At 38.5% G+C, this 12,494-nt stretch carries 23 protein-coding genes; all 23 read right to left on the reverse strand.

Translation table 11 applies throughout. The features are described 5' to 3' along the window. Positions 1–61: 61 nt before the first annotated feature. The 23 genes from AAG186_RS05990 to rpsC all read right to left on the reverse strand — a co-directional run bounded on the left by AAG186_RS05990 (position 62) and on the right by rpsC (position 12,492). The gene (locus AAG186_RS05990; protein ID WP_125164280.1) at positions 62–1,342 is read right to left on the reverse strand and encodes a PTS sugar transporter subunit IIC; all 1,281 of its coding nucleotides are present in this window, start codon (positions 1,340–1,342) and stop codon (positions 62–64) included. A 360-nt stretch (positions 1,343–1,702) separates the two neighbouring features. Continuing rightward, positions 1,703–2,065, reverse strand: a complete 363-nt coding sequence (gene rplQ / locus AAG186_RS05995) for a 50S ribosomal protein L17 (protein WP_018579484.1) — start codon at positions 2,063–2,065, stop codon at positions 1,703–1,705. 11 nt (positions 2,066–2,076) lie between these two features. Beyond that, the gene (locus tag AAG186_RS06000; RefSeq protein WP_003775232.1) at positions 2,077–3,036 is read right to left on the reverse strand and encodes a DNA-directed RNA polymerase subunit alpha; all 960 of its coding nucleotides are present in this window, start codon (positions 3,034–3,036) and stop codon (positions 2,077–2,079) included. A gap of 32 nt (positions 3,037–3,068) precedes the next feature. Then, positions 3,069–3,458: a 30S ribosomal protein S11 gene (rpsK, locus tag AAG186_RS06005; protein ID WP_003775229.1), complete on the reverse strand. Its 390-nt coding sequence runs from the start codon at positions 3,456–3,458 to the stop codon at positions 3,069–3,071. A gap of 29 nt (positions 3,459–3,487) precedes the next feature. Then, the gene (gene rpsM / locus AAG186_RS06010; protein ID WP_161637325.1) at positions 3,488–3,853 is read right to left on the reverse strand and encodes a 30S ribosomal protein S13; all 366 of its coding nucleotides are present in this window, start codon (positions 3,851–3,853) and stop codon (positions 3,488–3,490) included. Positions 3,854–3,868: 15 nt separating this feature from the next. Then, positions 3,869–3,982 (reverse strand): 50S ribosomal protein L36, encoded by a 114-nt coding sequence (rpmJ, locus tag AAG186_RS06015; protein WP_016357297.1) that lies wholly within the window; start codon positions 3,980–3,982, stop codon positions 3,869–3,871. Between the two features lie 23 nt (positions 3,983–4,005). Then, complete coding sequence (gene infA, locus AAG186_RS06020; RefSeq protein ID WP_003775226.1) at positions 4,006–4,224, reverse strand: translation initiation factor IF-1; 219 nt, start codon at positions 4,222–4,224, stop codon at positions 4,006–4,008. Then, a complete protein-coding gene (gene map, locus AAG186_RS06025; protein ID WP_125164278.1) occupies positions 4,221–4,991 on the reverse strand; it encodes a type I methionyl aminopeptidase in 771 nt (256 codons plus the stop codon). The genes infA and map overlap by 4 nt, the downstream gene beginning before the upstream one ends. Beyond that, a complete protein-coding gene (locus AAG186_RS06030; protein WP_125164277.1) occupies positions 4,988–5,638 on the reverse strand; it encodes an adenylate kinase in 651 nt (216 codons plus the stop codon). Before AAG186_RS06030 ends, map begins: the two co-directional genes overlap by 4 nt. 18 nt (positions 5,639–5,656) lie before the next feature. Further along, positions 5,657–6,955, reverse strand: coding sequence for a preprotein translocase subunit SecY (gene secY, locus AAG186_RS06035; RefSeq protein ID WP_161637323.1), 1,299 nt, complete (start codon positions 6,953–6,955; stop codon positions 5,657–5,659). Beyond that, positions 6,955–7,395, reverse strand: coding sequence for a 50S ribosomal protein L15 (gene rplO, locus AAG186_RS06040; protein ID WP_125164275.1), 441 nt, complete (start codon positions 7,393–7,395; stop codon positions 6,955–6,957). Before rplO ends, secY begins: the two co-directional genes overlap by 1 nt. A 12-nt stretch (positions 7,396–7,407) precedes the next feature. Then, positions 7,408–7,914, reverse strand: coding sequence for a 30S ribosomal protein S5 (rpsE, locus tag AAG186_RS06045; RefSeq protein ID WP_125164274.1), 507 nt, complete (start codon positions 7,912–7,914; stop codon positions 7,408–7,410). A gap of 14 nt (positions 7,915–7,928) precedes the next feature. After that, on the reverse strand, positions 7,929–8,285 hold the full coding sequence (gene rplR / locus AAG186_RS06050; RefSeq protein WP_125164273.1) for a 50S ribosomal protein L18: 357 nt from the start codon (positions 8,283–8,285) through the stop codon (positions 7,929–7,931). Positions 8,286–8,306: 21 nt separating this feature from the next. Beyond that, the gene (gene rplF, locus AAG186_RS06055; protein WP_161637322.1) at positions 8,307–8,852 is read right to left on the reverse strand and encodes a 50S ribosomal protein L6; all 546 of its coding nucleotides are present in this window, start codon (positions 8,850–8,852) and stop codon (positions 8,307–8,309) included. 15 nt (positions 8,853–8,867) lie between these two features. Further along, entirely contained in the window at positions 8,868–9,266 is a 399-nt protein-coding gene (rpsH, locus tag AAG186_RS06060; RefSeq protein ID WP_003775212.1) for a 30S ribosomal protein S8, read from the reverse strand. A 21-nt stretch (positions 9,267–9,287) separates the two neighbouring features. Continuing rightward, on the reverse strand, positions 9,288–9,557 hold the full coding sequence (rpsN, locus tag AAG186_RS06065; protein ID WP_003775210.1) for a 30S ribosomal protein S14: 270 nt from the start codon (positions 9,555–9,557) through the stop codon (positions 9,288–9,290). Further along, positions 9,557–10,102: a 50S ribosomal protein L5 gene (gene rplE, locus AAG186_RS06070; protein WP_161637321.1), complete on the reverse strand. Its 546-nt coding sequence runs from the start codon at positions 10,100–10,102 to the stop codon at positions 9,557–9,559. The genes rpsN and rplE overlap by 1 nt, the downstream gene beginning before the upstream one ends. Positions 10,103–10,116: 14 nt before the next feature. Further along, entirely contained in the window at positions 10,117–10,425 is a 309-nt protein-coding gene (gene rplX / locus AAG186_RS06075) for a 50S ribosomal protein L24 (RefSeq protein ID WP_125164269.1), read from the reverse strand. A gap of 9 nt (positions 10,426–10,434) precedes the next feature. Beyond that, positions 10,435–10,803 (reverse strand): 50S ribosomal protein L14, encoded by a 369-nt coding sequence (gene rplN, locus AAG186_RS06080; RefSeq protein ID WP_125164268.1) that lies wholly within the window; start codon positions 10,801–10,803, stop codon positions 10,435–10,437. 12 nt (positions 10,804–10,815) lie between these two features. Next, positions 10,816–11,076 (reverse strand): 30S ribosomal protein S17, encoded by a 261-nt coding sequence (gene rpsQ, locus AAG186_RS06085; RefSeq protein WP_003775202.1) that lies wholly within the window; start codon positions 11,074–11,076, stop codon positions 10,816–10,818. Positions 11,077–11,090: 14 nt separating this feature from the next. Continuing rightward, on the reverse strand, positions 11,091–11,294 hold the full coding sequence (gene rpmC, locus AAG186_RS06090) for a 50S ribosomal protein L29 (RefSeq protein ID WP_003775201.1): 204 nt from the start codon (positions 11,292–11,294) through the stop codon (positions 11,091–11,093). Continuing rightward, positions 11,291–11,713, reverse strand: a complete 423-nt coding sequence (gene rplP, locus AAG186_RS06095) for a 50S ribosomal protein L16 (RefSeq protein ID WP_125164267.1) — start codon at positions 11,711–11,713, stop codon at positions 11,291–11,293. The genes rpmC and rplP overlap by 4 nt, the downstream gene beginning before the upstream one ends. 2 nt (positions 11,714–11,715) lie before the next feature. Continuing rightward, positions 11,716–12,492, reverse strand: a complete 777-nt coding sequence (rpsC, locus tag AAG186_RS06100; RefSeq protein WP_161637320.1) for a 30S ribosomal protein S3 — start codon at positions 12,490–12,492, stop codon at positions 11,716–11,718. Between the last annotated feature and the right edge of the window lie 2 nt (positions 12,493–12,494).

Here is a 12,494-nt window from a genome sequence, read left to right on the forward strand (position 1 = left end):
ATACCTCATTTTAACGAAAGAGGTCTTGCAGTTGCAAGACCCCCGTCTAGATCACAAATTTTTAACTTCCTACGCGTTCTTCTTCTAATAGTTTATTATCATAGATTTTAAAGAATGGATAGTAAATCACAACTGAAATTACGATGAGTAGAATATTTAAAATCGCTGCTCGATAATCGCCACCTGTTGCGATATAGGCCCCAATAGGTCCAGGCAACGTCCACGGAGCTGTAACAATAACACGATTAACCAAGCCGGCTGAAGTTGCCAACCACGCGATAACCGTACCTACAAGTGGTGTAATGATAAATGGAATGATTAATATTGGGTTCATCACAATGGGTGCACCGAATATAATCGGTTCATTGATATTAAAACATGCAGGAATAAATGCGGTTTTACCTAATGATTTAGCATATGCGGATTTTGAAAAGAAGGCCATGGCAATTGCAAGACCAATCGTTGCCCCTGAACCACCAATCCAAATAAACCATTGATAGAAGGGCTCTGCACTGATTGCTGGAAGTGCCTGTCCCGCTACGGATGCAGCGGTATTATTATCCAATAGTTGTAGCCAAATCGGACGTGCTAATGTCCCAATAATGGAGACACCATGAATCCCAAATGACCAGAAGAATGTAACAAGGAAAACAATGATAAGAACACTTGGTAGTGTATCGGCAGCATGGACAATTGGTTTTACAAGTCCAGCGATAAATGTATGCCAGTTAAAGCCAATCCAATACGTAATGGTTGCCATAAGTACAAGTATGATTGCGGTTGGAACAAGTGCTTCAAACGAGCGCGCAACAGATGTTGGAACTTGAGGCGGCATTGAAATCTTGAAGTTTGATTTATCAGTCCAACGGAATATTTCGACTGCAAGGATTGATGTGATAATTCCAACAAACATCCCTGCTCCACCAAGGTTTGCCATTGGTAATACCCATCCCGATACTTCCAACCCTGCATCTGCAGGAATGTTTATCGGTATAAAAGTCAATAGGAAGGCTGCAGTCGCTAAAATTCCTCCCGAAAGTTCATCCAAATCATAAGACTTAGCCAAGCTTGATCCAATTCCAAATGTAGCATAAAGCGTCATGATTGCCATCGATAATCTAAATGGCAGTAGAATTTTAGCGGCATGGCCTGTTAGAAATTGATAGAGCTTCCAACTCTGTGGTAATGGCGGTGCTGCAAGAATCAAAAAGAAAGATCCCACAACGATTAACGGCAATGTAGCGATGATCCCGTCACGAATTGCTCGCAGATGTCGTTGGTTCGCAAGTTTAGCCATTGGCGCGGACAATTTTTCATCCAAAAACTTTACAAATGCGTCCATATTTCTCCTCCTCGGTACTGATGTACCTCTATCAATAAATTACCTTATTTATACGAATATGTCAAATAATATTTTCACCGATATTGGACACAGTTTGAAATAATATTTCGTTATGGAAGCGTGATGGATTATTTTTATGCTTCTCCTAAATCCTCTCCTAGGATCAATATCATCTTTATGTGTATTTTTACCTTAAAAACGATTTTGAACTGTTAAGGGGACCTACACGGGCTCTAGAGCACAAAAAAACCGCCTTAAATGATTAAAGCGGTTTAAAAGATTATATTTTGAGTACAATACCTCGAGACGAGAGTGGATACTCCCGTGCATACTGTATCGATTATCTTTTTTTAACTAATATTAAACGAATTCAATAATAGCCATTGGAGCTGCATCACCACGACGCATTTCAGTTTTGATTACACGTGTGTAACCACCATTGCGGTCTGCATATTTAGGTCCAATTTCATCAAAAAGTTTTTGAAGAGCTGTTTGACCAGTTTTTTCATCAGCAACAACGTTAAAAACGATTTTTGCTGCTTCACGACGAGCATGTAAATCCCCGCGTTTTGCAAGAGTTACAAGTTTATCTGCAACTGAACGAAGTTCCATTGCTTTCTTTTCTGTTGTTTCGATTCGACCATGAACAATTAAGCTAGTTGAAAGATTGCGTAGCAATGCTTTACGGTGAGCTGAATCACGACCTAATTTACGGTTTTTCATTCTATTTCCTCCTATTCAAATGATTTAAAGCCTAATCCAAGATCATGGAGTTTGTCTTTAACTTCTTTAAGTGACTTCTTACCTAGATTACGAATGCGCATCATTTCATCTTCAGTTTTAAGTGTTAACTCTTCAACTGTTTGAATACCTGCGCGCTTTAAGCAGTTATATGAACGAACTGACAAGTCTAAATCTTCGATCATCATTGTTGCCATTGGATTTTCAACGCCTGAAACATCAGGTTTAATTACAGATTCTGTTTCATAAACTGAATCTTTAATTGCAACAATTTGCTCTAAATGGTCCATTAAAATTTTTGAACCTAATGATAACGCTACTTGAGGTTGTATTGAACCATTTGTCCAAACTTCCATAATTAAACGATCATATTTAGAGTCTTGACCGACACGTGTCGGTTCGATATGATACTTAACTCTTTCAATTGGAGTATAAATAGAATCTGTAAAAATCGTGCCAATTCCTTGTGATGCATTTTGATAGATTAATTTGTTTTCATCAGAACTTACATAGCCACGACCATTACGAGCTTTAAGCTCCATCTCTAACACTGCACCTTCTGCAAGTGTTGCAATAATGTGATCTTTATTTAAGATCTCCACATTTGCTGGGCATTCGATGTCAGCTGCTGTAACAACTTTAGGACCTTTTTGTGAGATGCGAAGTGTATAAACTTCTTCATCTTGAACATTTAAAACAAGATCCTTAACGTTGAGAACGATACCTGTAACATCTTCTCCTACGCCGGCAATTGATGTGAATTCATGATACACACCCTCAATTTTAATTGAGTAAACTGCTGCGCCTGGTAAAGATGAAAGGAGTACACGTCTTAGCGCATTCCCGATAGTATTACCAAAACCACGTTCAAGTGGTTCGATAACGAACTTACCATAATGTGCTGTTTCATCAAATTCTTTTACTTCAAATTTCGCACGTTCAAACTTGTTCATCTATGAATACCTCCTTGTTATAGTTTATATTATTATCCACGTGGACGTTTTGGTGGACGGCATCCATTGTGCGGAACTGGTGTAACATCATTGATTACACTAATTTCTAGTCCTGCTACTTGAAGTGCACGAACTGCCGATTCACGACCTGGTCCAGGTCCTTTAACACTAACTTCAACTGTTTTCATACCATGATCAACTGCCGCTTTAGCTGCTGCTTCTGATGCCATTTGAGCTGCATAAGGTGTTGACTTACGTGAACCCTTGAAGCCTAAAGCACCAGCACTTGACCAAGCGATAACATTTCCTTGTTCATCTGAAATTGTAACAATAGTATTGTTAAATGTCGAATGAATGTGTGCAACTCCGCGTGCTATATTCTTACGGACACGACGTTTACGAGCTACTTTTGCTTTTGCCATTACGTTTTCCTCCTAATTAATTAACCTTATTATTTCTTTTTATTTGCTACTGTACGACGAGGTCCTTTACGTGTACGTGCATTTGTTTTTGTACGTTGTCCACGAACTGGTAAGCCACGACGATGACGGATTCCTCGGTTTGAACCGATTTCCATTAAGCGTTTGATGTTAAGGTTAACTTCACGACGAAGATCCCCTTCAACTTTGATTGATTCTACTTCACGACGGATTGCATTAACTTGTTCTTCAGTTAAATCTTTAACGCGGATATCTTCGCTGATTTCGCATTTTTCTAAGATTTCTTTTGATGTTGTTAAGCCAATACCGTAGATATATGTTAATGAGACTACTACACGTTTATTACGTGGAATGTCAATTCCTGCTATACGAGCCATTAATATGACGTCCTCCTATCCTTGTCTTTGTTTGTGTTTTGGATTTTCACAAATAATCATTACTCTACCATTGCGTCGAATAACTCTACATTTTTCACACATTGGTTTTACAGATGGTCTTACTTTCATAGTATTATCCTCCTAAAACTATCTTATTTATGTCTAAATGTAATGCGCCCACGTGATAAATCGTAAGGCGAAATCTCAACAGTCACGCGATCTCCCGGTAAAATGCGAATGTAGTGCATACGGATTTTACCAGATACGTGAGCTAAAATTTCATGACCATTACTGAGTTCCACCTTAAACATTGCTCCAGGCAATGTATCAAGAACTACTCCATCTACTTCGATAACATTTTCTTTGCTCATGAGTGTTTAAAAGCCTCCTTTGTTCGAGTTAAAATTTCATAACTATCTTCAAGAATTACCACTGTATGTTCAAAATGAGCTGTTAAGGATCTGTCTTCTGATACAACAGTCCACTCATCATCTAATACAGATGTTTTATTGGTTCCAATTTGAACCATAGGTTCAATCGCAATAACCATATTTTTGCGAAGAAGTGCTCCCTTATTAGGAACACCAACATTGGGTACGTATGGAGCCTCGTGCATCGAAGTTCCGACACCATGTCCTGAGTATTCAACAGGAAGTCCATAACCAAATGGTTGAACTACTGTCATTACCGCATGACCAATATCTCCAATACGATTTCCCGCTACAGCAGCTTCAATTCCTGCAAATAACGACTCTTCAGTTACTTTTAATAAGTTTTTTGCTTCATCACTTATTTCCCCAACAGGATATGTCCAAGCATGATCGCTGTAATAACCTTTATAAATAGCGCCTACATCAATCGTGATAATATCGCCATTCTTGAGGATTACCTCTGAACTAGGAATACCATGAACTAAAACTTCATTTACCGAAGCACAAATTGAACCCGGAAATCCATCATAACCAAGAAACGCTGGTGTTGCACCTTGACTTAGAATATAATTACGAGCAATATCATCCAAATGTTTGGTTGATACACCAGGTTGGATTGCATCCTTGACTGCCTCTTGGCACTCAAAAGCAATTCTTCCTGCTTCGCGCATTAATTCTAATTCACGTTCAGACTTGGTTGATATCATTTAACCGCCTCCAAGATGTTTTTTATCTCATTCATAACGGTTTCTGCAGGTTGAGATGCATTAACGTCACGAACTAAACCTTTTTCACGATAATAATCGATAACTGGTTTTGTTTGGTTAATATACTCTTCAAAACGAACTTGAAGTTTTTCTTCGTTGTCATCGCTTCGTTGGTATAGTTCTCCACCGCAAATATCACATTTAGATTCTACTTTAGGTGGATTGTTGTCAATATGATAGATCGCACCACAATCTTTACATAGACGACGGCCCGTAATTCGTTTTACAAGCTCCTCATATTCTACCTCAAGATTGATTACTAAATCAATAGGGCGGTTAATATCATTTGACATTACCTCAAGTGCTTCTGCTTGATGTAAGTTACGTGGATAGCCATCCAATAAGTAACCATTCAAGCAATCATCTTTTGAGATACGCTCTTTTACCATGCGGTCGGTTACTTCGTCAGGCACAAGTTTTCCTTGATCAATATATGATTTTGCTTCAATTCCAACTGGAGTAGCATTTGAGATAGCTTCTCTGAACATATCTCCAGTTGAAATGTGAGCAACATTGAACAATTCAACAATATGCGCTGACATTGTACCTTTACCACTACCAGCAGGACCCATGATTAATAAATTCATAAACTGTCCTCCTAATTGTTATTTGTTAAATAAACCTTTGTATGAACGTTGTGTCATACGACCCTCAAGTTCTTTAACTGTTTCAAGTGCAACACCGACAACGATGATGATACCTGTACCACCAATTGCTGTACTTGCTGGAATTGCTCCCTGTGTAATCATCGGTAGCACATGAGGGAGTAATGCTACAAATGTTAGGAATAAGGCTCCTAATACCGTAATTCTATTTAGAATTGTACTGATGTAATTCTTTGTATCTTTACCCGGGCGTACACCAGGGATATATGATCCATTCTTACCGAAATCCTCTGAAATCTTTTCAGGGTCAACTTGTAAGTGTGTGTAGAAGAATGTGAATGCAATTATTAATAATGCATAGACAATTAATCCTACCGGTTGTTGTAAGCTCATTGTTGTTGTCATAAACTTGTAGAAACCACTATTTTGGTTAATCCAACTCATAACAATAACAGGTGCTTGCATAATTGCTCCAGCAAAAATTACTGGAATAACTGATGCAGAGTTAATCATTAATGGCAAATGGTTCATACTCTTACCACGAGTGGTTCCACCTACGTTTGATGTATATTGAATTGAAATCTTACGAACGGCACCGTTCATGTAGATAACAAGAATAATAATCGCTAAGTATAAGAGCACATAGACTGCACACCATACAAAGCCCATAGTTGTACCAGCTTTAGTCATTTCAGCAAAAGCGCCTTTAAACTGACTTGGTAGATTTGATACGATACCTGCGAAAATAATCATTGATAATCCATTACCTACACCCTTTTGAGTGATTTGATCACCAAGCCATAAAAGGAACATTGTTCCCGCAGCCATTACAGTTCCCATAAAGAAGTAGTCCGCTACAGTACTACTCAACAGAATTTTATGTTGATTGTTGAGTAAGCTAATAATTCCAATCGCTTGAATGTATGCTAATACCACGCCAAGGTAACGTGTAATTCGGTCAAGTTGTAATTTACCCTTTTGACCAGACTTCGTTAACTCAGTTAAATATGGTATAACATCCATTGATAACAATTGGATAATAATTGATGCGGTAATGTAAGGTCCTACACCTAGAGCGAAAATTGAAAATGATTGGATAAACCCTCCACCAAGAATATTCATCATTCCAACTAATGTATTTGAATTTAGTTCGCTAGCCATTGATCCTGCGACTTTAACGCTATCGACGTTAGGAACAGGAATAACTGTCCCTAGTCGATAAATCAATAACATTGCAAGTGTGAAAATGATTCTTATTCTGATTTCTTTATTTTTGAATAAATCAGTAAAAAATCTCATTAGATTACCTCTACTTTTCCACCTAATTTTTCAATACTTTCAACTGCAGATTTTGAGAATGCGTTAGCTTTAACAACTAATTTTTTCTCTAATTCACCTTGACCTAAGATTTTAACTCCGTCAAGTGTTTTTTTGATAATTCCTTTTTCTAAAAGTGCTTCAATTGTAACTTCAGTTCCGTCTTCAAATACGTTTAATGAACTTAAGTTTACAACTGCGTAGTCCACACGGTTAACATTTTTAAAACCGCGTTTTGGAATACGTTTGAACAATGGTGTTTGACCACCTTCAAATCCTAGTGAAACACCACCGCCACTACGAGCATTTTGACCCTTGTGACCTTTTCCTGATGTCTTACCAGTTCCTGAACCTTGTCCACGACCAAGACGTTTACGATCTTGGCGTGCACCTTCATTATATTTTAATTCATGTAATTTCATAAAGGCCTCCTACTATCGTACGTCTTCGACTTTGATTTCTCTTAAATTCGCAACTTCATCAACTGTTTTCATTGATTCTAGTGCTTCAAATGTAGCACGAACCATGTTGATTGGTGTACGTGAACCAATACATTTTGTTAGCACGTCAGTAACACCTGCTAACTCCATAACGTCACGAATTGCTCCACCAGCAATAACTCCAGTACCTTCTGCTGCAGGACGTACAAATACTTCTCCGGCACCAAATTTACCTGTGTTTGCATGTGGCAATGTTCCGTTAATCATCTTAACGTTAATTAAGTTTTTCTTTGCGGCTTCTACACCCTTGCGGATTGCATCTGGAACTTCGTTGGCTTTACCTGTTCCGAAACCGACACGACCTTTTTTGTCACCAACTACAACTAGAGCAGCGAAGCGGAAACGACGACCACCCTTAACAACTTTAGTTACACGATTGATGACAACAACGCGTTCTTCGAATTCTTGTTCGCGTTGTTCTCTTCTAGGTTTACGATTCATCATGTTCCTCCTTATTAAAACTCTAGTCCAGCTTCACGAGCTGCCTCTGCTAATGCTTTAACACGTCCATGATAAATATAACCACCACGGTCAAACACTACAGATTTAATTCCTTGTTCTAATGCTAATTTAGCTACAGCGTTACCAACTTGCGCTGCTGCCTCAATATTACCGCCATTTGCGAGTTTCATTTGTACCGATCCTGCTGATACTAATGTGTTACCTGTAACATCATCAATAACTTGTGCAGAAATGTTTCCATTTGATCGATACACGCTAAGACGTGGGCGTTCTTGCGTTCCACTGACTTTACGACGAACTCGAGCATGACGACGAACTCGTTCTTGATTTCTTGATAATTTTTTTGCCATCGTTCAAATTCTCCTTTCCCACTATTTCTTAGCTGCTGTTTTACCCTCTTTGCGACGGATAACTTCATTTTTGTATTTAACACCTTTACCGAGATATGGTTCAGGTTTACGAGTAGCACGAATATTTGCTGCCCATTCTCCAACGCGTTGCTTATCAACACCACTGACGTTGATAGCTGTTGCGCTAGGTACTTCGATATCTACACCATCTTCTAGTTCAAACTCGATTGGATGTGAGTATCCAACATTCAAGACTAACTTGTTATCTGACTTAGATGCACGATACCCGATACCAACTAATTCTAGAGATTTAGTGAATCCTTCACTTACTCCAGTAATCATGTTAGCGATTAGTGATCGTGTAGTACCATGTAATTGTTTAACTTTTTTTGAATCATTCGGGCGTTTAACGTTGATTTCGCCTTCGTTAATTTCGATTTCGTAAAGCTCACTGAACTGACGTGTTAAAGTTCCCTTAGGACCTTTTACTGTCACCTCATTGCCAGCTTTTACTTCGACTTCAACGCCTGCCGGAATGGTAATCGTTTTATTTCCGATACGTGACATTTAGTGTCTCCTCTCTTACCAAACGTAAGCTAAGACTTCGCCACCAACATGTTTAGCGCGAGCTTGCTTGTCTGTTAGCATACCTTCTGAAGTTGAAATGATTGCAATTCCAAGTCCGTTAAGAACACGTGGAACTTCATTTGTCTTCGCGTATACGCGTTTACCAGGTTTTGAAATTCGTTTTAACCCGCTAATTACTCGTTCGTTGTTAGGACCATATTTAAGAACAATTGTAATTGTCTTTTTGATTCCTTCACCACTAACTAGGTAGTCGCGGATAAAACCTTCTTCTTTCAAAATTCTAGCGATTTCTGTTTTTTCTTTACTTGCTGGAATTTCAACTACATCGTGTTTTGCTTGAATAGCATTACGAACACGTGTAAGTAAATCAGCGATTGGATCTGTTACATACATCTGAAAAGCTCCTCCTTTATACTACCAGCTTGCCTTTTTAACGCCTGGAATTTGCCCTTTATGAGCAGCTTCGCGGAAGCGAATACGAGACATACCGTATTTACGTAAGTATCCGTGAGGGCGTCCGTCAACCATGTCGCGGTTGTGAAGACGTACAGGTGATGCATTACGTGGAAGTTTTTGAAGTCCTTCGTAATCACCTTTGGCTTTTAACTCAGCACGTTTTTCTGCGTAGCGATCTACGATCTCTTGACGTTGTTTTTCACGAGCGATTTTTGATTTCTTAGCCATTAGTTACCCTCCTTTTTAAATGGCATGCCTAACATTGAAAGTAAAGCATAACCTTCTTTATCTGTTTTAGCTGTAGTAACGATAGTAATATCCATACCACGAACTTTATTTACTTTATCAAAATCAATTTCTGGGAAGATTAATTGTTCTTTAACACCCATAGTATAGTTACCACGTCCGTCAAATGATCCACCGTTAATACCACGGAAGTCACGTACACGAGGAAGAGCAACTTTGATAAGTTTTTCTAAGAAGTCATACATTTTTTGACCACGTAGTGTTACTTTACATCCAATAGGCATATCTTCACGTAATTTGAAGTTAGCAATTGATTTTTTAGCTCTTGTGATAACTGGTTTTTGACCAGTAATAATTTCTAAATCAGCAACAGCATCATCTAAGAATTTAGCGTTGTTGATTGCTTCACCAACACCCATGTTAACAACGATTTTTTCGAGTTTAGGTGTTTGCATTACTGAAGTATAGTTAAATTCTTCAACTAATTTAGCAACTACTTCATTTTTGTATTGTTCTTTTAAGTTCATTTAGCTATACCTCCTTATTTTACTGCTGCGCCTGATTTTTTATAGACGCGAACTTTTTTACCTTTTTCTTCTTTGTAAGCTACACGGCTTGGAGCTTTTGCTTTAGCATCGTATAACATTACGTTTGAAACATGAATCCATGCTTCTTGTTCAATAATACCACCCTCTGGGTTCATTTGGCTTGGTTTCATGTGTTTTTTAATTAAATTAACACCTTCAACCTTTACTTTGTCATGTTTAGGTGAAACTTCAATGACATCACCAATGGTGCCCTTGTATGAGCCTGTAATTACTTGAACATTATCTCCACGTTTGATTCTCATAAAAGCCTCCTATAACACTTCCGGTGCTAATGATACGATTTTCATGAAATTATATTCACGAAGCTCGCGAGCTACCGGTCCAAAAATACGAGTTCCGCGAGGAGTCATATCATCCTTTAAGATAACAACTGCGTTATCATCGAAATTAATGTATGATCCATTTTCACGACGTACACCGTATTTAGTACGAACTACTACCGCTTTAACGACATCACCTTTTTTAACTGTTCCACCAGGAATAGCTTGTTTAACCGTACCAACAACAATGTCTCCAATGCTTGCTGAACGACGACGGCTACCACCTAGGCAACGAATTACTAAGATTTCCTTAGCACCAGTGTTGTCAGCGACTTTACATCTTGATTCATTTTGTATCATCTTGACAACCTCCTACAATACTTCGGCTTTTTCAACTAATTTTGTTACGCGGCAGAATTTTGTTGCTGATAATGGACGAGTTTCCATAATTTCAACAATATCTCCAACTTTGATTTCATTAGTTTCATCATGAGCCTTGAATTTTTTTGAATAGTTTACACGTTTTCCATACAATGGATGACGTTTTGACGTTTTTACTTCTACTACTACCGTTTTATCCATTGCATCAGATACAACAGTACCACGGTAAACTTTGCGCTTGTTTCTTTCCATCGCGTTGTGACCTCCTACTTATTGTCACTAAGCTCGCGCTCAGTGATCACTGTCTTAATCCGAGCAATCGTTTTACGGATTTCTCTTAATCGAGCAGGATTTTCAAGTTGACCAATTGCTTGTTGGAAACGTAAATCAAATAACTCTTCCTTTAAAGCATCAATTTCAACTAATAAATCAGCGTCATTTTTTTCACGGATTTCTTTTACTGTTGTCATACTTGTTCCTCCTCTCCCTTTTTAACAAATCGAGTTTTAACTGCTAGTTTGTGTGAAGCTAAGCGGAACGCTTCGCGTGCTACTTCTTCAGATACTCCAGCGATTTCAAACATTACTCGACCTGGTTTAACAACGGCTACCCAACCTTCAGGTGCACCTTTACCAGAACCCATTCGAACTTCTAATGGTTTTTTAGTGATTGCTAAGTGAGGGAAGATTTTAATCCAAACTTTCCCACCACGTTTCATATAACGAGTCATTGCAATACGAGCAGATTCGATTTGACGGTTACTTACATAGTTTCCTGATTCAGCAACCAAACCGTATTCTCCAAAAGCAACTGTACGTCCAGCTTTTGAACGTCCCTCGTATGAAAGACGATGTGGTTTTCTATATTTTGTACGTTTTGGCATTAACATAACTAGTTACCTCCTTGCTCGTCTTTTGATGCAGCTGAAGCTGCTGGTTTAGCATTACGTGGGTTGTTGTTTGGACGACGGTCGTTACGACGACGACGTGGACGATCAAACTTACCACCCTTAGGTGCTTCAGGTTCTTGAACCTTTTGACCTGGTAATACTTCTCCGCGGCAGATCCATACTTTAACACCTAAGATACCAAATTGAGTATTAGCTTCATAGTGTGCGTAGTCAATGTCTGAACGAAGTGTATGTAGAGGAACGATTCCCTCTGAATATCCTTCTGTACGAGCCATATCTGCTCCACCTAAACGGCCTGAAACGGCTGTTTTGATTCCTTTAGCACCTGCACGCATTGTACGTTGAATTGTACGTTTTTGAGCAGTTCTAAATGATGCACGTTGTTCTAATTGCTCAGCAATATTACGAGCAACTAAATGAGCATCTAAATCTGGGTTAGCAACTTCTAACACTTTAATGTTAACTGTGTTGCCTTCTGAGATTTTTGCAATATCTTTTTTAACTTTTTCAATATTTGCACCATTAACTCCAATAACAACTCCTGGGCGAGCTGTACGGATAATGATGTCAACACGATTCTTTGATCGTTCGATTTCTACGCGTGATACATATGCATCTTTAAGATTTTTGAAAATATAGTCACGAATTAATTTATCTTCGTGTAATAAATTTGCGAAATCTTTTTCAGCATACCAACGTGATTCCCAATCACGAATGACACCAACGCGCATACCGATCGGATGTACTTTTTGTCCCATTG

Origin of the sequence: Erysipelothrix sp. P66, from assembly GCF_038682365.1 — a bacterium.
GTDB lineage: Bacteria > Bacillota_I > Bacilli_A > Erysipelotrichales > Erysipelotrichaceae > Erysipelothrix > Erysipelothrix piscisicarius.